This window comes from Streptomyces sp. NPDC026522, assembly GCF_055567555.1.
The window spans coordinates 96395-117584 of the sequence record NZ_JBVHQF010000002.1 but is presented as its reverse complement, the minus strand read 5'-3'; the positions used below and the strand labels follow the sequence as shown (position 1 = coordinate 117584).

General features: G+C 66.2%; 30 protein-coding genes. All 30 read right to left on the bottom strand.

The features are described from left to right. Positions 1–18: 18 nt before the first annotated feature. Complete coding sequence (locus ACZ4M3_RS05045) at positions 19–666, bottom strand: adenylate kinase (RefSeq protein ID WP_467730266.1); 648 nt, start codon at positions 664–666, stop codon at positions 19–21. Then, positions 666–1979 (bottom strand): preprotein translocase subunit SecY, encoded by a 1314-nt coding sequence (gene secY / locus ACZ4M3_RS05040; protein WP_190183002.1) that lies wholly within the window; start codon positions 1977–1979, stop codon positions 666–668. The genes ACZ4M3_RS05045 and secY overlap by 1 nt, the downstream gene beginning before the upstream one ends. A gap of 186 nt (positions 1980–2165) precedes the next feature. Next, complete coding sequence (rplO, locus tag ACZ4M3_RS05035; protein WP_030154704.1) at positions 2166–2621, bottom strand: 50S ribosomal protein L15; 456 nt, start codon at positions 2619–2621, stop codon at positions 2166–2168. A 2-nt stretch (positions 2622–2623) separates the two neighbouring features. After that, positions 2624–2806 (bottom strand): 50S ribosomal protein L30, encoded by a 183-nt coding sequence (gene rpmD, locus ACZ4M3_RS05030; RefSeq protein ID WP_053682614.1) that lies wholly within the window; start codon positions 2804–2806, stop codon positions 2624–2626. Next, positions 2806–3408, bottom strand: coding sequence for a 30S ribosomal protein S5 (rpsE, locus tag ACZ4M3_RS05025; RefSeq protein ID WP_190183000.1), 603 nt, complete (start codon positions 3406–3408; stop codon positions 2806–2808). Before rpsE ends, rpmD begins: the two co-directional genes overlap by 1 nt. A gap of 45 nt (positions 3409–3453) precedes the next feature. Then, a complete protein-coding gene (gene rplR, locus ACZ4M3_RS05020; RefSeq protein ID WP_030026334.1) occupies positions 3454–3837 on the bottom strand; it encodes a 50S ribosomal protein L18 in 384 nt (127 codons plus the stop codon). A 2-nt stretch (positions 3838–3839) separates the two neighbouring features. Next, positions 3840–4379, bottom strand: a complete 540-nt coding sequence (gene rplF / locus ACZ4M3_RS05015) for a 50S ribosomal protein L6 (RefSeq protein WP_053682616.1) — start codon at positions 4377–4379, stop codon at positions 3840–3842. 20 nt (positions 4380–4399) lie between these two features. Next, positions 4400–4798 carry a 30S ribosomal protein S8 gene (rpsH, locus tag ACZ4M3_RS05010; protein ID WP_007265911.1) on the bottom strand — a complete coding sequence of 133 codons (399 nt, stop codon included), beginning with the start codon at positions 4796–4798 and terminating at the stop codon, positions 4400–4402. Positions 4799–5020: 222 nt separating this feature from the next. Further along, positions 5021–5206, bottom strand: coding sequence for a type Z 30S ribosomal protein S14 (locus tag ACZ4M3_RS05005; RefSeq protein ID WP_003956452.1), 186 nt, complete (start codon positions 5204–5206; stop codon positions 5021–5023). 5 nt (positions 5207–5211) lie between these two features. Continuing rightward, positions 5212–5763 (bottom strand): 50S ribosomal protein L5, encoded by a 552-nt coding sequence (rplE, locus tag ACZ4M3_RS05000; protein WP_030298216.1) that lies wholly within the window; start codon positions 5761–5763, stop codon positions 5212–5214. Continuing rightward, positions 5763–6086 (bottom strand): 50S ribosomal protein L24, encoded by a 324-nt coding sequence (gene rplX, locus ACZ4M3_RS04995; RefSeq protein WP_136213229.1) that lies wholly within the window; start codon positions 6084–6086, stop codon positions 5763–5765. The genes rplE and rplX overlap by 1 nt, the downstream gene beginning before the upstream one ends. Positions 6087–6088: 2 nt before the next feature. After that, on the bottom strand, positions 6089–6457 hold the full coding sequence (gene rplN / locus ACZ4M3_RS04990; protein WP_003956455.1) for a 50S ribosomal protein L14: 369 nt from the start codon (positions 6455–6457) through the stop codon (positions 6089–6091). A gap of 131 nt (positions 6458–6588) precedes the next feature. Continuing rightward, positions 6589–6870: a 30S ribosomal protein S17 gene (gene rpsQ / locus ACZ4M3_RS04985; RefSeq protein WP_053682619.1), complete on the bottom strand. Its 282-nt coding sequence runs from the start codon at positions 6868–6870 to the stop codon at positions 6589–6591. After that, positions 6870–7094, bottom strand: coding sequence for a 50S ribosomal protein L29 (gene rpmC, locus ACZ4M3_RS04980; protein WP_008739703.1), 225 nt, complete (start codon positions 7092–7094; stop codon positions 6870–6872). Before rpmC ends, rpsQ begins: the two co-directional genes overlap by 1 nt. After that, on the bottom strand, positions 7094–7513 hold the full coding sequence (gene rplP, locus ACZ4M3_RS04975) for a 50S ribosomal protein L16 (RefSeq protein WP_030026326.1): 420 nt from the start codon (positions 7511–7513) through the stop codon (positions 7094–7096). The genes rpmC and rplP overlap by 1 nt, the downstream gene beginning before the upstream one ends. A gap of 5 nt (positions 7514–7518) precedes the next feature. Continuing rightward, positions 7519–8358: a 30S ribosomal protein S3 gene (rpsC, locus tag ACZ4M3_RS04970; RefSeq protein WP_007265905.1), complete on the bottom strand. Its 840-nt coding sequence runs from the start codon at positions 8356–8358 to the stop codon at positions 7519–7521. Next, positions 8358–8705, bottom strand: a complete 348-nt coding sequence (gene rplV, locus ACZ4M3_RS04965; RefSeq protein WP_136213228.1) for a 50S ribosomal protein L22 — start codon at positions 8703–8705, stop codon at positions 8358–8360. The genes rpsC and rplV overlap by 1 nt, the downstream gene beginning before the upstream one ends. A 43-nt stretch (positions 8706–8748) precedes the next feature. After that, positions 8749–9030: a 30S ribosomal protein S19 gene (rpsS, locus tag ACZ4M3_RS04960; protein WP_043230274.1), complete on the bottom strand. Its 282-nt coding sequence runs from the start codon at positions 9028–9030 to the stop codon at positions 8749–8751. Between the two features lie 12 nt (positions 9031–9042). Further along, positions 9043–9879 (bottom strand): 50S ribosomal protein L2, encoded by an 837-nt coding sequence (gene rplB, locus ACZ4M3_RS04955; protein WP_136213227.1) that lies wholly within the window; start codon positions 9877–9879, stop codon positions 9043–9045. Between the two features lie 40 nt (positions 9880–9919). Continuing rightward, positions 9920–10243, bottom strand: coding sequence for a 50S ribosomal protein L23 (rplW, locus tag ACZ4M3_RS04950; RefSeq protein WP_037792012.1), 324 nt, complete (start codon positions 10241–10243; stop codon positions 9920–9922). Then, positions 10243–10893 (bottom strand): 50S ribosomal protein L4, encoded by a 651-nt coding sequence (rplD, locus tag ACZ4M3_RS04945; protein ID WP_031152736.1) that lies wholly within the window; start codon positions 10891–10893, stop codon positions 10243–10245. The genes rplW and rplD overlap by 1 nt, the downstream gene beginning before the upstream one ends. Before the next feature lie 5 nt (positions 10894–10898). Next, positions 10899–11543 carry a 50S ribosomal protein L3 gene (gene rplC / locus ACZ4M3_RS04940; protein WP_007265899.1) on the bottom strand — a complete coding sequence of 215 codons (645 nt, stop codon included), beginning with the start codon at positions 11541–11543 and terminating at the stop codon, positions 10899–10901. A gap of 14 nt (positions 11544–11557) precedes the next feature. Next, a complete protein-coding gene (gene rpsJ / locus ACZ4M3_RS04935) occupies positions 11558–11866 on the bottom strand; it encodes a 30S ribosomal protein S10 (RefSeq protein WP_003948644.1) in 309 nt (102 codons plus the stop codon). A 461-nt stretch (positions 11867–12327) separates the two neighbouring features. Continuing rightward, on the bottom strand, positions 12328–13527 hold the full coding sequence (locus ACZ4M3_RS04930) for a hypothetical protein (RefSeq protein WP_467730265.1): 1200 nt from the start codon (positions 13525–13527) through the stop codon (positions 12328–12330). A 103-nt stretch (positions 13528–13630) separates the two neighbouring features. After that, the gene (locus tag ACZ4M3_RS04925) at positions 13631–15298 is read right to left on the bottom strand and encodes a hypothetical protein (protein WP_467730264.1); all 1668 of its coding nucleotides are present in this window, start codon (positions 15296–15298) and stop codon (positions 13631–13633) included. 261 nt (positions 15299–15559) lie between these two features. Beyond that, positions 15560–15988: a DUF2304 family protein gene (locus ACZ4M3_RS04920; RefSeq protein ID WP_467730263.1), complete on the bottom strand. Its 429-nt coding sequence runs from the start codon at positions 15986–15988 to the stop codon at positions 15560–15562. Then, a complete protein-coding gene (locus ACZ4M3_RS04915) occupies positions 15985–16674 on the bottom strand; it encodes a glycosyltransferase family 2 protein (protein ID WP_467730262.1) in 690 nt (229 codons plus the stop codon). The genes ACZ4M3_RS04920 and ACZ4M3_RS04915 overlap by 4 nt, the downstream gene beginning before the upstream one ends. A gap of 536 nt (positions 16675–17210) precedes the next feature. Next, positions 17211–18404, bottom strand: a complete 1194-nt coding sequence (gene tuf, locus ACZ4M3_RS04910; RefSeq protein WP_361312440.1) for an elongation factor Tu — start codon at positions 18402–18404, stop codon at positions 17211–17213. Positions 18405–18553: 149 nt separating this feature from the next. Beyond that, positions 18554–20680 (bottom strand): elongation factor G, encoded by a 2127-nt coding sequence (gene fusA / locus ACZ4M3_RS04905; protein ID WP_136213221.1) that lies wholly within the window; start codon positions 20678–20680, stop codon positions 18554–18556. A gap of 39 nt (positions 20681–20719) precedes the next feature. Further along, positions 20720–21190 (bottom strand): 30S ribosomal protein S7, encoded by a 471-nt coding sequence (gene rpsG / locus ACZ4M3_RS04900; protein WP_007265894.1) that lies wholly within the window; start codon positions 21188–21190, stop codon positions 20720–20722.

Sequence of the window (21190 nt, the reverse complement as noted above, 5' to 3'; positions counted from 1 at the left end):
TCCTGCACAACATGGGGACTACTTCTTCAGGGCGTCCATCGCGCGCCGCGTGACTTCCGCGACCTCACCGAGGGCGGGGATGGTCGACACGAGGCCCTGGGCCTTGTAGTAGTCGATGATCGGCTCGGTCTCCGCGTGGTAGACGGCCAGCCGGTTGCGGACCGTGTCCTCGGAGTCGTCACCGCGCTGGTACAGCTCGCCGCCGCAGTGGTCGCAGACCCCCTCGACCTGCGGCTTCGCGTACGCGACGTGGAAGACGTGCGACGAGTCCTTGCGGCAGGTCCGGCGGCCCGCGATGCGCTTGACGACCTCGTCCTCCTCGACCTCCAGGTCGAGGACGGCGTCGAGGTGGAGCCCGGCGGCCTTGAGGATCTCGTCGAGCGCCTCGGCCTGGGTGAGGTTGCGCGGGAACCCGTCGAGCAGGAAGCCGTTCTCGGCGTCGGGCTGCTCCATCCGGTCCTTGGCCATCCCGATGGTGACCGAGTCCGGAACGAGCTCACCGGCGTCCATGTACGACTTCGCGCTCTTGCCGAGCTCGGTGCCCTGGCTGATGTTGGCGCGGAACAGGTCGCCCGTGGAGATGTGCGGGATCGACAGGTTCTTGGCAAGGAACGCGGCCTGTGTTCCCTTGCCGGCGCCGGGGGGCCCGACGAGGACGATACGCATCAGCGGAGGAACCCTTCGTAATTACGCTGCTGGAGCTGGCTCTCGATCTGCTTCACGGTTTCCAGACCCACACCCACGATGATGAGGATGCTCGTCCCGCCGAACGGGAAGTTCTGGTTCGCTCCGAAGCCCGCCAACGCCATTGTCGGCACGAGAGCGATCAGACCCAGGTACAGCGACCCCGGCCAGGTGATCCGGTTGAGTACGTAGCTCAGGTACTCGGCGGTAGGCCGGCCGGCGCGGATGCCCGGGATGAACCCACCATACTTCTTCATGTTGTCTGCAACTTCCTCGGGGTTGAACGAGATCGCCACGTAGAAGAACGCGAAGAACACGATCAGGAGGAAGTAGGCCGCGATGTAGTAAGGGTGGTCGCCCTTGACGAAGTGCTTCTGGATCCAGGTCGCCCAGCCCGCCGTCGAGCCGCTGAACTGCACGACCAGTGCCGGGATGTAGAGCAGCGACGAGGCGAAGATGACCGGGATGACACCGGCCTGGTTGACCTTGAGCGGGATGTAGGTCGAGGTGCCGCCGTACGCGCGGCGCCCGATCATGCGCTTCGCGTACTGGACCGGGATCCGGCGCTGCGCCTGTTCGACGAAGACCACCAGGGCCACCATCGCCAGGCCGACGAGGATCACCACGCCGAACTCGACCCAGCCATCAGCGATCTTGCCCTGGAGCTTGATCTGCCACATGGCGCCGATGAATCCGGCCGCGATCGAGATGAACATGAGGATCGACATGCCGTTGCCGATGCCGCGGTCGGTGATCAGCTCACCGAGCCACATGACGACACAGGTGCCGGCGGTCATGGTGAGCACCATCGTGATCATGGTGAAGATCGAGCGGTCCGAGACGATTTCGGTGCGGAGCTGGCAGGAGCCGAAGAGCGCACCCGTCTTGGCGGTGGCCACCAGACCCGTGCCCTGGAGGATCGCGAGGGCGACCGTCAGGTAACGCGTGTACTGGGTGATCTTCGCCGTGCCGGACTGCCCCTCTTTCTTGAGGTTCTCCAGCTTCGGGATGACCACGGTCAGCAGCTGCAGGATGATGCTCGCCGTGATGTACGGCATGATTCCGAGCGCGAAGATCGTGATCTGCAGCAGCGCGCCACCGCTGAACATGTTGACGAGGCCGAACAGGCTGTTGCCGGTCCCTGCCTGGTCCACACAGAACTGGACGTTCTTGTAGTTCACGCCGGGGACCGGGATGTGGGACCCGAGGCGGAACAGCACGATGATGGCGAGCGTGAAGAGCAGCTTCTTGCGCAGGTCGGGCGTCTTGAACGCCCGGGCGAACGCGGTGAGCACGGTGCCTCCTGCGACCCCCGCGCTACTGCGTCAGAGGTGACGGTCTGAGGGATCGACGAATACGTACAAGCAAAGGTGCAGGCCACCTTACCGGCGACTGCGCCCCCCGTGGAACGACCAACCGGGGATGCCCCATATGTGAGGCACCCCCGGTCGGGTTTTAGCTATTTGTCACGTGCGTTCGTCTTAGACGAGCTCGGTGACGGTGCCGCCGGCAGCGGCAATCTTCTCCTTGGCGGAGGCGGAGACGGCGTCAACCGAAACCGTCAGCGCCACGGAGATCTCGCCCTGGCCCAGGACCTTGACGAGGCTGTTCTTGCGCACCGCGCCCTTGGCGACCAGGTCGGCCACCGTGACCTCTCCACCCTCGGGGTAGAGAGCGCCGAGCTTGTCCAGGTTGACGACCTGGAACTCGGTGCGGAACGGGTTCTTGAAGCCCTTGAGCTTCGGCAGACGCATGTGGAGGGGCATCTGCCCGCCCTCGAAGCGCTGCGGGATCTGGTAACGGGCCTTCTGGCCCTTCGTACCACGACCGGCCGTCTTACCCTTCGACGCCTCACCACGACCGACACGGGTCTTCGCGGTCTTGGCGCCGGGGGCGGGACGGAGGTTGTGGGCCTTCAGCGGGCTGTTCTCAGCCATGATTAGTCAACCTCCTCAACCGTCACGAGGTGGCGGACGGTCTGCACCATTCCGCGGAACTCGGGGCGGTCCTCCTTGACGACCACGTCGTTCAGGCGCTTGAGCCCGAGCGAACGCAGAGTGTCGCGGTGGTTCTGCTTGCTGCCGATGTACGACTTCGTCTGCGTGATCTTGAGGCGGGCCATCAGACACCCGCCCCAGCACGCGCACGAAGCAGGGCCGCGGGGGCGACGTCCTCGAGGGGCAGACCACGGCGAGCCGCGATCTCCTCGGGACGCTGCAGGCCCTGGAGGGCCGCCACGGTCGCGTGCACGATGTTGATCGCGTTGTCGGAGCCCAGGGACTTCGACAGGATGTCGTGAACGCCGGCGCACTCCAGAACGGCGCGCACCGGGCCACCGGCGATAACACCGGTACCGGGGGAAGCAGGCTTCAGCAGGACGACGCCCGCGGCCTTCTCACCCTGGATCGGGTGCGGGATGGTGCCCTGGATGCGCGGAACCTTGAAGAAGTTCTTCTTGGCTTCCTCGACACCCTTGGCGATGGCCGCGGGAACTTCCTTGGCCTTGCCGTAACCGACACCTACGGTGCCGTCACCGTCGCCCACCACGACCAGCGCGGTGAAGCTGAAGCGGCGACCACCCTTGACAACCTTGGCGACGCGGTTGATCGCGACAACGCGCTCAACGTAAGCGGTCTTCTCGGCGGCAGGGCCACCGTCGCGACCCTTCCGGTCCCGCCGCTCGCCGCCACCGGCACCGCTTCCGCGGCGCTGGGGTCCAGCCATTGGATTACCTCTCTCTGTTACGTCCGTGAGTCCCGGAACCGGGGCTTAGAACTTCAGCCCGGCTTCGCGGGCGGCGTCAGCCAGAGCGGCAATGCGCCCGGCGTATCGGTTGCCACCGCGGTCGAACACGACGGTCTCGACACCCGCGGCCTTGGCACGCTCGGCGACGAGTGCGCCGACAGCCTGGGCCTGGGCGCTCTTGTCGCCTTCGCCACCGCGGATCGAAGCGTCCAGGGTCGACGCCGACGCCAGGGTGTGACCCTGGAGGTCGTCGATGACCTGAGCAACGATGTTGCGGTTGGAACGCGTCACGACGAGGCGCGGACGCTCCGCCGTACCCGAGACGTTCTTGCGGATGCGGATGTGGCGGCGAGCCTTGGCAGCGCGCTTGTACGCGTCGCCCTTGGCGATCTTCACACCGTATGCCATGGCTACTTACCAGCCTTTCCGACCTTGCGGCGGATGACTTCGCCGGCGTACTTGACACCCTTGGCCTTGTACGGGTCGGGCTTCCGCAGCTTGCGGATGTTGGCGGCGACCTCGCCGACCTTCTGCTTGTCGATGCCCTCGACCGTGAACTTGGTGGGCGACTCGACCTTGAAGGAGATGCCCTCGGGCGCCTCGATCAGGATCGGGTGGCTGTAGCCAAGCTGGAACTCCAGGTCGGAGCCCTTCGCGGCGACGCGGTAACCAACACCGCTGATCTCGAGAGCCTTGACGTATCCCGTGGTCACACCGGTGATCATGTTCGCCACCAGCGTGCGGGACAGGCCGTGCAGGGCCTTGTTCTGACGCTCGTCGTTCGGGCGGATGACGTTCAGAACGCCGTCCTCACCCTTGGCGACGGCGATGGGCGCAGCGACGGTGTGCGAGAGGGAACCCTTGGGGCCCTTCACCGCGACCGTGCGGCCATCGATGGTGACGTCCACACCGGCGGGAACCTGGATGGGGAGCTTGCCGATTCGCGACATTGCTTTTCCTCCGTTCCCGACTACCAGACGTAGGCGAGGACTTCCCCACCTACGCCCTTCTTGCCTGCCTGCTGGCCGGTGAGCAGACCGTGGGACGTGGAGATGATCGCCACGCCCAGGCCGCCGAGCACCTTCGGCAGGTTGGTGGACTTCGCGTACACGCGCAGACCGGGCTTCGAGATCCGCTTGATGCCCGCGATGGAGCGCTCACGGTTCGGCCCGAACTTCAGCTCGAGGACGAGGTTCTTGCCGACCTCGGCGTCCTCGACCTTCCAGCCGGTGATGAAACCCTCCTGCTTGAGGATCTCTGCGATGTGCGACTTGATCTTGCTGTGCGGCATCACGACGGTGTCGTGGTACGCCGAGTTAGCGTTACGCAGACGCGTGAGCATGTCTGCGATCGGGTCAGTCATGGTCATGAAGTGGCCTTCGGCCTCTCTCGCCGGGGTTTCCTGTATGCGCCATCCCTCTCCCCACTCAGTGGCGGGACGGGTGCGGTGCGGGGACCTACGGCGTAGTAAGTCGTTATGGGCGGCGGACGCCCAACCACACAAGCCTAAGGCATGTGCGGCCGGGCATCCGCCGACCAGATGCTTACCGAGAGTGCCTGGAAGTTCCCAAGTCCTTGCGGACCTGCGGAATTACCAGGAGCTCTTGGTCACGCCCGGCAGCTCGCCACGGTGAGCCATCTCACGAAGGCAGACGCGGCACAGGCCGAACTTGCGGTACACGGAGTGGGGGCGACCGCAGCGCTGGCAGCGGGTGTACGCACGCACACCGAACTTGGGCTTGCGGGCAGCCTTCGCGATGAGAGCCTTCTTCGCCATCTCGCTTACGCCTCCTTGAAGGGGAAGCCGAGGTGACGAAGGAGGGCACGGCCCTCGTCGTCGTTGGTCGCCGTGGTGACCACGGTGATGTCCATACCCCGGGTACGGTCGATCTTGTCCTGGTCGATCTCGTGGAACATGACCTGCTCCGTGAGACCGAAGGTGTAGTTGCCACGGCCGTCGAACTGCTTCGGCGACAGACCACGGAAGTCACGGATACGCGGCAGCGCGAGCGACAGCGTACGGTCCAGGAACTCCCACATGCGGTCACCACGGAGGGTGACGTGGCAGCCGATCGGCTGACCCTCACGCAGCTTGAACTGCGCGATGGACTTGCGGGCCTTCGTGACGGCCGGCTTCTGACCGGTGATCGTCGTCAGGTCGCGGATGGCGCCGTCGATCAGCTTGGAGTCGCGGGCGGCGTCGCCCACACCCATGTTGACCACGATCTTCACGAGGCCGGGGATCTGCATGACGTTCTCGTAGGAGAACTCCTCACGCAGCTTGCCCGCGATGTCCTCGCGGTACTTCGTCTTGAGACGCGGAGTGGTAGCCATCAGATGTCCTCACCCGTCCGCTTGGCAACGCGGATCTTGTTGCCCTCGTCGTCGAAGCGGTAGCCGACGCGGGTGACGACCTTCTGGCCGTCCTTCTCCACGACCAGCTGAACGTTGCTGACGTGGACCGGCGCCTCGGTGATCACGATGCCACCGGTCTGCGAACCACCAGCGGTCTGACCGGCCTTCGTGTGCTTCTTGACCCGGTTGACACCCTCGACGAGGACGCGGTTCTCGCTGGGCATGGCCGCGATGACCTTGCCCTGCTTGCCCTTGTCCTTACCGGTGATGACCTGGACCAGGTCGCCCTTCTTGATCTTCATGCTTACAGCACCTCCGGCGCGAGCGAGATGATCTTCATGAACTTCTTCTCGCGCAGCTCACGGCCCACGGGGCCGAAGATACGGGTGCCGCGAGGGTCGCCGTCGTTCTTGAGAATGACAGCGGCGTTCTCGTCGAAGCGGATGTACGAGCCGTCCTGGCGGCGGCGCTCCTTGACGGTGCGAACGATGACCGCCTTGACGACGTCACCCTTCTTCACGTTGCCACCGGGGATCGCGTCCTTGACGGTGGCAACGATGACGTCACCGATGCCCGCGTAGCGGCGACCGGAGCCACCGAGAACACGGATGCAAAGGATTTCCTTGGCACCAGTGTTGTCGGCGACACGCAGTCGCGACTCCTGCTGGATCACGTCTATCTCCTGATTGTCTGCCGGTTCCCGGCGAGGGGTCCGTTACCGGAGCCCCTCGCCGAGCCTGGCGGAACTGACCTGAGGGAAACCCCCCAGGCTATGTCTGGCGGAACTCGCTTGCGCGAGGTTCCTTACTTGGCCTTCTCGAGGATCTCGACGATGCGCCAGCGCTTGCTCGCCGACAGCGGACGCGTCTCCATGATGAGGACGCGGTCGCCGACGCCGGCAGCGTTCTGCTCGTCGTGAGCCTTGAGCTTGTTCGTACGGCGGATGACCTTGCCGTACAGGGCGTGCTTCACGCGGTCCTCGACGGCGACGACGACGGTCTTGTCCATCTTGTCGCTGACGACGAGACCCTCACGGGTCTTGCGGAAGCCGCGGTCCTGGGTCTCAGTCACATTCTTCTCGCTCATCAGGCGCTCTCCACCGTCTCGATGCCGAGCTCGCGCTCGTGCATCAGGGTGTAGATCCGGGCGATGTCCTTACGGACGGACTTGAGCCGGCCGTTGTTCTCCAGCTGGCCCGTGGCAGCCTGGAAGCGCAGCTTGAACAGCTCTTCCTTGGCCTCGCGCAGCTTGCCAACGAGCTCCTCGTTGCCGAGCTCACGCAGCTCGGACGCCTTGGTTCCCGTCGCCATCACGACTCACCTGCCTCGCGCCGAACAATCCGGCACTTCATCGGAAGCTTGTGAGCAGCGCGGGTGAGCGCCTCACGAGCAATCTTCTCGTTCGGGTAGGACAGCTCGAACATGACCCGGCCCGGGTGCACGTTCGCGATCCACCACTCGGGAGAACCCTTACCGGAACCCATGCGGGTCTCGGCGGGCTTCTTCGTCAGCGGACGGTCCGGGTAGATGTTGATCCAGACCTTGCCACCACGCTTGATGTGGCGGGTCATCGCGATACGAGCCGCCTCGATCTGGCGGTTCGTCACGTACGCCGGGGTCAGCGCCTGGATGCCGTACTCGCCGAACGAGACCTCAGTACCGCCCTTGGCCATACCGCGGCGCTTCGGGTGGTGCTGCTTGCGGTGCTTGACCCTACGAGGGATCAGCATGTCGGTCAGGCCTCCGTTCCGGTGCTCTCGGCCGGAGCGGCGGCGGGAGCGTCGGCCTTGGGGGCCTCGGCACCAGCAGCCTGCTGCGGCTTGCGGCCACCACGGCCGCCGCGCTCGCCACCACGGCCACCACGGCCGGCGGGACGGTCGCCAGCGCCGGCACCACGGGCCGGGCGGTTACCCGCACGGGCCGCAGCGTTCTCGGCGCGAACCTCGGCGATGTTCTTGACGTCGCCCTTGTAGATCCAGACCTTCACACCGATACGGCCGAAGGTGGTCTTGGCCTCGAAGAAGCCGTAGTCCACGTTCGCGCGCAGCGTGTGCAGCGGCACACGACCCTCGCGGTAGAACTCGGAGCGGGACATCTCGGCGCCGCCGAGACGGCCGCCACACTGGATCTTGATGCCCTTGGCGCCGGCCTTCATCGTGCCCTGCATGCTCTTGCGCATGGCACGACGGAAGGAGACGCGGGAGGAGAGCTGCTCGGCAACGGCCTGGGCAACCAGCTGAGCGTCGAGCTCGGGGTTCTTGACCTCGAGGATGTTCAGCTGGACCTGCTTGCCCGTGAGCTTCTCGAGGTCACCGCGGATGCGGTCGGCCTCGGCGCCACGGCGGCCGATGACGATGCCCGGACGAGCGGTGTGGATGTCCACACGCACGCGGTCACGGGTGCGCTCGATCTCAACCTTCGAGATGCCGGCGCGCTCCATGCCGGACGTCATCATCCGACGGATGGCGACGTCTTCCTTGACGTAGTCCTTGTACAGCTTGTCGGCGTACCAACGCGACTTGAAGTCGGTGGTGATGCCGAGCCGGAACCCGTGCGGGTTTACCTTCTGGCCCATTACCGGGAACCTTCCTTGCTGCTGACGACCACGGTGATGTGGCTGGTCCGCTTGCGGATCCGGTAGGCACGGCCCTGGGCACGCGGACGGAACCGCTTCAGGGTCGGACCCTCGTCCACGAACGCCTCGCTGATGAACAGCGAAGAAGCGTCCGGGTGGTTGTAGTTGTGTGCGGCGTTGGCAATGGCGCTGTCCAGCACCTTGCCGACCGGCACGCTCGCGGCCTGCGGGGCGAAACGCAGGACCGCCTGAGCCTCCGTGGCATCCATGCCACGGATAAGGTCCACCACGCGGCGGGCCTTCATGGGCGTGACGCGGATGTACCGCGCCTGGGCCCTGGCTTCCATGGTTGTCCCTTCGGTGTAAGTCATAGTCGTAACCACCCCGCCTTTAGCGGCGCTTCGACTTCCGGTCGTCCTTGACGTGGCCGCGGAAGGTGCGAGTCGGCGAGAACTCGCCGAGCTTGTGGCCGACCATCGACTCGGTGACGAACACCGGGACGTGGGTCTTGCCGTTGTGCACCGCGATGGTGTGACCCAGCATGGCCGGGATGATCATCGAGCGACGGGACCAGGTCTTGATGACGTTCTTGGTACCAGCTTCGTTCTGAGCGTCCACCTTCTTGATGAGGTGTCCGTCGACGAAGGGTCCCTTCTTGAGACTGCGCGGCATCTAAACCCGCTCCTAGCGCTTCTTGTTCGTCTTGCGGCGGCGGACGATGTACTTGCTCGAAGCCTTCTTCGGCGAGCGAGTACGACCCTCCTTCTGACCCCACGGGGAGACCGGGTGGCGACCACCGCTGGTCTTGCCCTCACCACCACCGTGCGGGTGGTCAACCGGGTTCATCGCGACACCGCGGACGGACGGGCGAACGCCCTTCCAGCGCATGCGGCCGGCCTTGCCCCAGTTGATGTTCGACTGCTCGGCGTTGCCGACCTCGCCGACCGTGGCGCGGCAGCGCGCGTCGACGAGACGGATCTCACCGGACGGCATGCGGAGGTGGGCCATGGTGCCCTCCTTCGCCAGCAGCTGCACGGACGCACCCGCGGAACGGGCGAACTTCGCACCGCCGCCGGGACGCAGCTCGATCGCGTGGATGGTCGTACCGACCGGGATGTTGCGCAGCGCCAGGTTGTTGCCGGGCTTGATGTCGGCCGTCGGGCCGTTCTCAATCCGGTCACCCTGCTGCAGACCGCGCGGCGCGATGATGTAGCGCTTCTCGCCGTCGGCGTAGTGCAGCAGCGCGATGCGCGCGGTGCGGTTGGGGTCGTACTCGATGTGCGCGACCTTGGCCGGCACGCCGTCCTTGTCGTGACGACGGAAGTCGATCACGCGGTAGGCGCGCTTGTGTCCACCACCCTGGTGGCGAACAGTGATCCGACCGGTGTTGTTACGGCCGCCCTTGCTGTGCAGCGGGCGAACCAGCGACTTCTCCGGCGTGGACCGCGTGATCTCGACAAAGTCGGCGACGCTGGAGCCACGACGGCCCGGGGTCGTCGGCTTGTACTTGCGGATACCCATTTCTCAGTCCTCGTCCGATTCCGGACGACTCAGGACTCCGTTAGGAGGCCTGGCCGCCGAAGATGTCGATTCGGTCGCCCTCAGCGAGGGTCACGATGGCGCGCTTGGTGTTGGCGCGCTTGCCGAAACCGGTCTTGGTGCGCTTGCGCTTACCCTGACGGTTGATCGTGTTGACCCCGGTGACCTTGACCGAGAAGACCGCCTCGACGGCCTGCTTGATCTGGGTCTTGTTGGCGCCAGGCGCGACGATGAACGTGTACTTGTTCTCGTCCAGCAGCGCGTAGCTCTTCTCCGAGACAACCGGCTTGATCAGCAGGTCGCGCGGGTCAGTGAAGGTCTTGCTGGTAACGGTCGCCTCGGACATCAGGCGTCGCTCCCTTCGGTCTCGTCGGCCTTGGGGCCAGACACGAAGGACTCGAGCGCGGCCTGGGTGAAGACCACGTCGTCAGAGACGATCACGTCGTACGTGTTCAGCTGGCCCGGCTCCAGGATGTGAACCTGGGGCAGGTTGCGGGCGGACAGCCACGCGGCCTCGTCGGCGCGCTCGACGACCAGGAGCAGGTTCTTGCGCTCCGAGATCTTGCCGAACAGCGTCTTGGCGGCCTTCGTGGAGGCGGCACCCTCGACCACGCCGGTGACGACGTGGATGCGGGAGTGACGCGCACGGTCCGACAGGGCACCGCGGAGGGCGGCGACCTTCATCTTCTTCGGGGTCCGCTGCGAGTAGTCACGCGGCTGCGGGCCGTGGACGACGCCACCGCCGGCGAACTGCGGAGCGCGGGTGGAACCCTGACGCGCGCGGCCGGTGCCCTTCTGGCGGTACGGCTTGCGGCCACCACCACGGACTTCGCCACGGGTCTTGGTCTTGTGCGTGCCCTGACGGGCAGCGGCCAGCTGTGCGACGACGACCTGGTGGATCAGCGGAACGCTGGTCTTCGCGTCGAAGATCTCCGCGGGGAGCTCGACGGTACCGGCCTTGTCGCCTGCCGGCGAAAGGATGTCAATGGTGCTCATTAACCTCAAGCCCCCTTGGCCGCGGTACGGACCAGGACGAGGCCGCCGTTCGGACCGGGGACTGCGCCCTTGATGAGGAGCAGACCCTTCTCCGCGTCTACCGCGTGGATGGTCAGGTTCTGGGTGGTGACGCGCTCGTTGCCCATACGACCAGCCATGCGCATGCCCTTGAAGACACGCCCAGGGGTGGCGCAGCCACCGATCGAACCGGGGGAGCGGTGCTTGCGCTGCACACCGTGACCGGCGCCGAGGCCCCGGAAGTTGTGCCGCTTCATGACACCGGCGAAGCCCTTGCCCTTGCTGTTGCCCGTGACGTCAACCTTGACGCCGGACTCGAACACCTCAGCAGTGATCTCCTGGCCGAGCGTGTACTCGCTGGCGTCGGAGGTGCGGAGCTCCACCAGGTGGCGGCGGGGGGTCACGTCGGCCTTGGCGAAGTGGCCCTTGAGGGGCTTGTTCACCTTGCGCGGGTCGATCTCGCCGAAGGCGATCTGGACCGACTCGTAGCCGTCGATGTCGTTCGTACGGACCTGGGTAACGACGCAGGGTCCGGCCTTGACCACGGTCACCGGGACGACACGGTTGTTCTCGTCCCAGACCTGGGTCATGCCGAGCTTCTCGCCCAGGACGCCCTTGATCTGCTTTGCCATCTTCTCGACGCCTCTCAGAGCTTGATCTCGATGTCAACGCCGGCCGGAAGGTCCAGGCGCATCAGCGAGTCAACGGTCTTGGGAGTCGGGTCGAGGATGTCGATCAGGCGCTTGTGCGTGCGCATCTCGAAGTGCTCGCGCGAGTCCTTGTACTTGTGCGGCGACTTGATGACGCAGTACACGTTCTTCTCAGTGGGCAGCGGCACCGGGCCCGCGACCGACGCACCAGTGCGCGTCACCGTCTCGACGATCTTCTTCGCCGAGGAGTCGATGACCTCGTGGTCGTAGGCCTTGAGCCGGATGCGGATCTTCTGTCCCGCCATGGCTACTCCGTAGTCCTGTCTGTTGTGGAAACGCTCTGGCTCCCGGCTGGCTGTGGATCCCTCCACCGTTTCCCTCCGACCCACGCGGTCGGGCGTGTCGCACTCCCTCTACAGAAAATTCCCATACGGAAATTCCCTCGTCCAAGGGGGTGCGGTCCCAGGACCGCGCTTCGGGGGAGAAACACCCACCGGGTGCCTGGTGGGCCCCGTGCTGACACTTCCCAGAAGATTCCCGTACGTCCGCCCCCATTGCTGCCCCGAGGGACAGATAGGGACGACGAGTACTGTGGGACTCGCTTCCGGTCCTCCCGGCGGGAGGCGCGCAGCATCGGCACTCAACCGAGCAACTTGAGTAGTCTGCCACATGAGACACGTACTGCGCCAATCGGGCGCAGAACAATACCCCGCCGCGCGGACACGTCAAACCCGCCGCGCGACGGGGAGCCCTTACGGGGCCCGGGTCAGGAGCGGGAGACCGTCCCGCACTCCTTCGGCAGCGCCGCCACATCCTTGCTGCGGTCATACGGATCGGTAACCGGGCCCGTTGCTCCCGATGAGGGTCGCGTCCGCTGGTCGGTCGTGAACATCGGGTGCAGATAGCCTTCGCCGTCCCGGGAGCAGTCGTCGTTGCCCGCCGATTCGGACCAGCTCACGATCTGCAGCTTGCCGGGAGTCGCCTCCACCCGCGCGGGGTCGGCCAGAGCCACGGTGAGCTCGCGCCGCACGATCGTGCGCGCCACCTCGTCCGCGCCGGCCCGCGCCTGCACCAGCGGGTACACGAAGGTGTAGTCGGAGTGCACCAGCACCTCACCGGCGCGGTTGCTGTCGAACCACATGCGCCCGCGGGTCTTGACCACGTCACCGTGGACCCGCACCTGCGCCGGATCGAAACGGCTGAACAGCCACAACGGGTCGGCGTCCTTGGAAGGCCGGGCGAGGGCCTTTTCCAACAGGCCCCGGCCGTCGTCCTGGACCGGGTCCAGCAGGTCCAGCGCCGCCTGCGGGCGCTCACCGCGCAGGGTGGCGGGCTCCAGATTGGCCACAGCCAGCAGCCGGCCGGTCTTCGCGATCGCGTCCGCCACCTGCTCCTTGGACATCCCGCCCACGGGCTTCGCCTCGGGCAGCTCGATACCGGCGGCGCCGTCCGCCCACTGCAAGGCCGGTGAGCCGCGGAAGGGGTCGCGGAGGGTCGGCCGGTCGGGGTACTCCTGCGAGGGCGCGGCCGAGGGGCGCGCCGTCTCCGCGGCCAGCGGGCCGGCGTTCGCGGCCTCCTCCCGGCCCGCCGTCTTGCCCGTGAGCCGGTCTATGACCAGCTCCGGCCGTACGGATATCAGCGCGAGGGCGGCGATGAAGACGACGGCGGCGGTGGCCTTGAGCCGCCGCTTGCCCTTCCCGCGGCCCTCCAGCTCCTGCCAGGCCGGCCCGGTCCGCCACCCGACGGGCTCGGCGGCCTGCCGGGCCTTGCGGGCCTTTCGCCCCTTCCACCCCGTCTCCCGGGCAGCCCGCTCGGCGTCCTCCCGCCGCAGCCGCTCGGTCACCATCCGCGCCCGCGCCGACGGCTCTGCCGGGGCCTCCCCCACCCCGGCCTCGGCGTCCCGCACGAACCGCGCCCACTCCTCGTCGGAGACCCCGGACCCACCGGCGCCGTCGTTGCTCCCCATAACCCCACCTTGATATGTGCACACCATGCGCTGCGGAGCCTCTCACATCCTCCGACCGGCCCCTCCACGGGCAGTGACCCCTCAAGTCCGCGCGGAGAGCACCTCAGCGGTGTCGCCAGAGCACCCACCCGTGCCGCTTGTCCACCTTGACGACGCGCCACCCCTCCGGGGCCTTGGACCAGGTGTCCTGCGGCTTGCCGTCCTTCAGGGGGAGCACCGCCGCGTCCGCCTTGGCCGGGATCTGCTCGCCCTTTTGCAGGTCGCGCGTCCAAACCCGCCCGTGGTAGACCATGTACGACTGGGCCATCCGCAGGCCCCAGTCGACGTCCTGGTCCATGACCAGGTTCTCGCCGGGCTCCAGCCCCGAGGCCTTGCTGAAGCCTGTGGCGAGCGGCTTGCGGACCTGCGCAAAAGGCTCGGCCACGTTCGAGGTGACCGCGGTCGTCGCGTACGCGCCGAACAGAGCCAGCGACACGACGACGGCCCACATCACCCTGCGTCCGCCGGCGACCCGGAGCATCACGCATGCGCCGAGCACCAACAGGGCTCCGGCGAGCGTCCGCCACATGTGGAGCTTCGACCACTCCGAGGCGAGGAACAGCGCGTCAGGCATTCCCCACTGGAGGATGGCCTCGCGGAGGCCTTTGCCGACCACCTGGATCACGAACTCGGCGGTGACCACGACGAACAGCACCGCGCCCAGCACCAGCTTGAACAGCCCGTTGATCCGCGCCCGGTACAGGACGGTGACACCCACCAGGAAGAACACCGGGACGAGCGGAGCCAGGTAGCGGGCGTAGATCCAGTTGTCGATGCGGGTGTCGGGCGGCAGACCGGCGGCCGCGGCGAGCGCGATGCCGCACAGAAGCGCGACCATGACGAACGAGACCACCCGGGCAGCGCGCGGGAAGCTCGAGCTGAACACCGCGAAGACGCACAGCGCGATGGCGAGCGCGCCGAAGCCCCAGGACGAGGTCGAGAAGTACCAGAGCTGGCCGACCGTGCGGGTCACGGTGGTCCGCAGCAACTCGGGCTTGATCAGGTTGTCGATGACCTGGGTGCCCACCGAGCTCGGTGGTGTGTCCGCGAACTGGGCCTCCAGCCAGGTAGACAGCAGCTTGGCACCGGCCACGGAGACGGCGAGACCGCCCCAGGCGGCCAGCGTCGACTTCAGCGGCGCCCACTTGAAGACCAGCGCGCCCAGCAGCACGAGGGCGGTGAGGGCCACGACCACCCCGCCGCGGTCGTGCACGGCCATGGCGAAGCCGGCCGCGAGCCCGGTTCCCGCGCCGAACCGGACCCGGCGCCGAGTGTCCCCCTCGCTGAGCCAGCCGTGCATGGTGATCAGCCAGGCGAGCAGCACCGCGGGCAGCACCGTGTCAGACATGACGAACTCGGAGTAGAAGACCACCGGCGGCATGAGCGCTGCCGCGGTGGCGATTAGGAACGACAACCCCTTGGGGACGTCCAGCCGCCGCAACGCGACGAAGACCAAGGGGAAGACCATCGCGTTGAGCAGCGTGTTGAGGCCCATGACGAGGTGGTATGCGGTGTACGGGTCGTCTGCGAGACGCAGGGCCGGCGAGATCAGCAGCGGGTATCCGCCGGGGATCACCGAACCGACCGGCATCTCCGTCGTCGGGTGGCCTGCCAGGACACGGGCCAGGACGAGGTACGAGGCCTCGTCGGCATGGACCGAGGGGTAGCTGTTGTGCAGCACCAGGGAAAGCCGGAACAGCACCTGTCCGAGGTAGCCGGCGACCAGGGCCACGGGCCAGAACCACGGCCGGAGGGCAACGGACCGCCCTCTCGCAAGCAGCCGCTCGGTCCTGACCGGACCGGCGGTCGACTCGGGAAGGGACACGTGTGGCGTGTCCTTCGTTTCACTTGCCGACTGCACCCCTGGGCACTTCCTATTCTGATCGGTTTCCTGAACGGGCGCGCTCGGCACTGACCGGAGATGAGACGTGCTTCGCCGGCATGCGCGCGCCCTCACGATGTGCGGCCTTCACGGCGGAACGGTCACGCAGCTTCAGGCATTCACCGAGTCCGCGTCGACTTCGGCGTCCGCGTCGACGGGCGCCGTCGCCGGTGGGACGACGTTCTGCCCGAGGCGCTCTTCGTTGTGCCGGACGCCCTCGTTGATGGCCACGGTCCGCGCGAGATCGGTGATCTTCTTCTCCAGCGAGCGGAAGCGCAGGAAGGTGTTGAGGGTGAGGAAGCCCATCGCGAGCACCATCACGTAGAGCACCAGGTCGGTGCCGCGGCCGACGCCGAGCTGCTGCGCGAGCCAGGTCACGTCGGTCGGGCGGAGCACCGCGTAGACGTTGACGACGACGAACACCGAGAAGGCGATGCGCTTCCAGGCCCGGTTCTTCGCCTGGCCCCAAGTCCGTATGAACACCAGCGCCATGGACACCGAACCGACGATCAGCAGCAGCTGGATCCAGAAGTACTTCATCGACGCCCACGCTCCCGCAGCGAAATGTCAAAAAGGATGTTGACGCCGTTGATCAGGGACTGACCCTTGGCGCGTGAGTAATCGGTGTAGAGGATGTCCACCGGGACCTCGGTGACCCGCAGCCCCGAACCGGCCAGGTAGCCGACGAGCTCAGACGCGTGGGCCATGCCGTTCATGGTGATGTTCAACTGCTCGGCGGCCTGGCGCCCCAGCACCCGCAGGCCGTTGTGCGCGTCGGTGAGCTTCAGCTTGCGGGCGGTGGGGCTCACCGCGGCGGCCGTACGGAGCACCACCTGCTTGATCCACGGCACTTGGCCGTTCTGCTCGATGAAGCGGGAGCCGAGGACCACGTCGGCCTCGTCGCGACGCAGCACCGCGACCATCGTCTCGACGTCCTTGGTCTGGTGCTGGCCGTCCGCGTCGAAGGTGGCGAAGTACCGGGCGTCGGGCTGGGCGAGCGCGTAGGTGAGGCCGGTCTGCAGGGCCGCCCCCTGGCCGAGGTTGACCGGATGGCGGACCAAGTGGGCACCAGTCGTGGCTATGTGCTTGGCCGAGTCGTCGGTGCTGCCGTCGTCGACGACGACGATGTTCGGAAACGTCTTACGGGCTCCCTCGACCACATCGGCGATCACCTGGCCCTCGTTATAGGCCGGTATCACCAGCCAGACATCGTCGTATTGGGACACGGTAGCTCCAGCGGAATGTGGCACAAACGAGTGCTCGGTGATCGGTGTGACGTCGTGGGCGAGATGGTCATTTCCATGCCGCCCACGCCCACGCTGCCCGTGTCGGCCGTCTGCCCGGGCTCTTCGGTGACGGCCGCGGCCGCTCCGAGGCCTCCAGCCTCAGGGCTGCCAGCATAGCGAGCACGGTGACGACGGAACCGAGAGAGTAGGCCACGATCGCGGCCACTGCCACCTCACCCGGCAACGGGGTGATGCCCACCCAGGACCGCGGTACGACGGTGTCCGCGGACAACAGGAGGAAGTCTAAGCGGTCGCGCACCGGCTCCAGGGTGTTGCAAAAGCACCTCGATCAGCCAGGGCGCGAGCACCGTCGCCGGCACCCCCGCCGCGCAGCCGCGGTGACGCCGCCGGGCAGCAAGGCCTGGAGCAAGCAGAAGACGACGAGGGGCCCTTTCTCCACCGCCGAAGCGGTGGGGAAAGGGCCCCTCTGTCAAACGTGGTGCCCGCTCGCGCGAGCTACCAGGTCAGAGCACGAATTACTTCGTGATCTTGGTGACCTGGCCGGCGCCCACCGTACGACCACCCTCACGGATGGCGAACTTCAGGCCCTCTTCCATCGCGACCGGCTGGATGAGGGAGACCGTCATGTCGGTGTTGTCACCGGGCATGACCATCTCGGTGCCCTCAGGCAGGGTCACAACGCCCGTCACGTCCGTGGTACGGAAGTAGAACTGCGGGCGGTAGTTGTTGAAGAACGGGGTGTGACGGCCACCCTCGTCCTTCGACAGGATGTACGCGGCGGCCTCGAACTCGGTGTGCGGCGTGACCGAACCGGGCTTGATGATGACCTGGCCGCGCTCGACGTCCTCGCGCTTGATGCCACGGAGGAGCAGACCGACGTTCTCACCGGCCTGGCCCTCGTCGAGGAGCTTGCGGAACATCTCGATACCGGTGACCGTGGTGGTGGTCTTCTCTTCCTTGATACCGATGATGTCGACGGTCTCGTTGACCTTCAGGACACCACGCTCGATACGGCCGGTGACGACCGTACCGCGACCGGTGATCGTGAAGACGTCCTCGACGGGCATCAGGAAGGGCTTGTCGGTGTCGCGCGGCGGGGTCGGGATGGCCTCGTCCACGGCGTCCATCAGGCCGAGGAGCTTGTCACCCCACTCCTTGTCGCCCTCGAGCGCCTTCAGCGCGGAGACCTGGACGACCGGCAGGTCGTCGCCCGGGAAGTCGTACTCGGAGAGCAGCTCACGGACCTCGAGCTCGACGAGCTCCAGGATCTCCTCGTCGTCCACCATGTCGGCCTTGTTCAGGGCGACGACGATGTACGGAACGCCGACCTGGCGGGCCAGGAGCACGTGCTCCTTGGTCTGCGGCATCGGGCCGTCGGTGGCGGCGACCACGAGGATGGCACCGTCCATCTGCGCGGCACCGGTGATCATGTTCTTGATGTAGTCCGCGTGACCCGGGCAGTCGACGTGGGCGTAGTGACGCGCCTCGGTCTGGTACTCGACGTGCGCGATCGAGATGGTGATACCGCGCTGGCGCTCCTCAGGAGCCTTGTCGATCTGATCGAAGGCCGAAGCCGCGTTCAGGTCCGGGTACTTGTCGTGCAGCACCTTGGTAATGGCGGCCGTGAGGGTCGTCTTACCGTGGTCAATGTGACCGATGGTGCCGATGTTGACGTGCGGCTTAGTCCGCTCGAACTTCGCCTTCGCCACGGGGGTCCTCCTGAGAGTGGTTCTGTACGCCTTACAGATCGGCGCCAGGTGATCTTTGCTGGGATGCCGGTCCCCGGGGCAACGGGTGCGGGTTGCTCCTGTTGCCCCAGAGGTACCGGTGACAAGCCTAAAGCGTGGACTCCGAAGAGTTACTCGCCCTTGGCCTTCGCGATGATCTCCTCAGCGACGTTCCGGGGAACCTCGGCGTAGGAGTCGAACTGCATCGAGTAGCTGGCGCGACCCGAGGTCTTGCTGCGGAGGTCTCCGACGTAGCCGAACATCTCCGAAAGCGGCACGAGGCCCTTCACGATGCGAGCACCGTGACGCTCGTCCATGGCCTGGATCTGGCCACGACGAGAGTTGATGTCGCCGATGACCTCACCCATGTAGTCCTCGGGCGTGGTGACCTCAACGGCCATCATCGGCTCAAGGAGCACGGGAGAAGCCTTGCGCGCGGCCTCCTTGAAGGCCTGCGAACCGGCGATCTTGAACGCGAGTTCGGAGGAGTCGACCTCGTGGTAACCACCGTCGAGAAGAATGACGCGGACGCCAGTCATCTCGTAGCCGGCGAGGATGCCGAACTTCATGGCTTCCTGGGCACCGGCGTCCACCGACGGGATGTACTCACGCGGGATACGTCCACCGGTGACCTTGTTGACGAACTCGTAAGCCGCCTCGCCGCCCTCGATGGGCTCGATCGCGATCTGCACCTTGGCGAACTGACCGGTACCACCGGTCTGCTTCTTGTGGGTGTAGTCGTGACGCTCGACGGACTTGCGGATCGTCTCGCGGTAGGCCACCTGCGGCTTGCCGACGTTCGCCTCGACCTTGAACTCGCGACGCATGCGGTCGACGAGGATGTCGAGGTGAAGCTCGCCCATACCACCGATGATGGTCTGGCCGGTCTCCTCGTCCGAGTGAACCTGGAAGGAGGGGTCCTCCTCCGCGAGACGCTGGATGGCAACACCCAGCTTCTCCTGGTCACCCTTGGACTTGGGCTCGATCGCGACCTGGATGACCGGGGCCGGGAAGTCCATGGACTCCAGGATGACCGGGGCCTTCTCGTCGCACAGCGTCTCACCGGTGGTGGTCTGCTTCAGGCCCATGACGGCGACGATGTCACCGGCGCCCACCGACTCGATCTCCTCACGCTTGTTCGCGTGCATGCGGTAGATCTTGCCGATGCGCTCCTTCTTGCCCTTGACGGAGTTCAGCACCGCGGTGCCGGCCTCCAGGCGACCGGAGTAGATCCGGACGAAGGTGAGCTTGCCGAGGTGCGGGTCGCTCGCGATCTTGAACGCGAGGGCCGACAGCGGCTCGGAGTCGGCCGGCTTGCGCTTGACCACGACCTCCGCGTCCTTGACGTCGTGGCCCTCGATGGCCTCGACGTCCAGGGGGGAAGGCAGGTAGCGCACGACGGCGTCGAGCAGGGGCTGGACGCCCTTGTTCTTGAACGCGGTGCCGCAGAACACGGGGGTGACGGTGGTGTCGCCGCCCTTGCCGGACGCGATGGTGATACGACGGACGGCGGCGTAGAGCTGCTCCTCGGTGGGCTCGGTGCCCTCCAGGAACAGTTCCATCATCTGCTCGTCGTTCTCGGCGACCGTCTCGACCAGCTTGGCGCGCCATTCCTCGGCGGCCTCGGTGTGCGAGGCGGGGATGTCGACGACGTCGTACATCTCGCCCTTGGAGGCCTCGGCGGACCACACAAGAGCCTTCATGCGGACGAGGTCGACAACGCCCTGGAAGTCCATCTCGGAGCCGATGGGCAGCTGCATGACGATCGGGGTCGCGCCGAGGCGGTCCACGATCATGTCCACGCAGCGGTGGAACTCGGCGCCGGTACGGTCCAGCTTGTTGACGAAGCAGATGCGCGGCACGCCGTAACGGTCGGCCTGGCGCCAGACCGTCTCGGACTGCGGCTCCACACCGGCGACACCGTCGAAGACGGTGACGGCACCGTCGAGGACGCGGAGCGAACGCTCCACCTCTACGGTGAAGTCGACGTGACCCGGGGTGTCGATGATGTTGATGGTGTGGTCGACCTCGTCAAGAGGCCAGTGGCAGGTCGTCGCGGCAGACGTGATGGTGATACCACGCTCCTGCTCCTGCTCCATCCAGTCCATCGTGGCGGCGCCGTCGTGGACCTCACCGATCTTGTACGACACACCGGTGTAGAACAGGATGCGCTCGGTGGTGGTCGTCTTGCCCGCGTCGATGTGGGCCATGATCCCGATGTTGCGGACCTTGGCCAGGTCAAGCGAAGTGGTAGCCATAAGGCTTCGGTCTTCTCTCGGTCTCGATGTGGGGTGGGACTACCAGCGGTAGTGCGCGAAGGCCTTGTTGGACTCGGCCATCTTGTGCGTGTCCTCGCGCTTCTTGACGGCAGCGCCAAGACCGTTGGAGGCGTCGAGCAGCTCGTTCATGAGGCGCTCGGTCATGGTCTTCTCGCGGCGGGCGCGGGAGTAACCCACGAGCCAGCGCAGCGCGAGGGTCGACTGGCGACCCGGCTTGACCTCGACCGGAACCTGGTAGGTCGCGCCACCGACACGGCGGGACTTGACCTCGAGGGACGGCTTGACGTTCTCCAGCGCGCGCTTCAGCGTGATGACCGGGTCGTTGCCGGTCTTCTCGCGGAGGCCTTCCATGGCGCCGTAGACGATGCGCTCGGCGGTGGAGCGCTTGCCGTTCAGGAGGATCTTGTTGATGAGCGACGTCACCAGAGGAGATGCGTAGACCGGGTCGATGATGACCGGGCGCTTCGGGGCGGGGCCCTTACGAGGCAT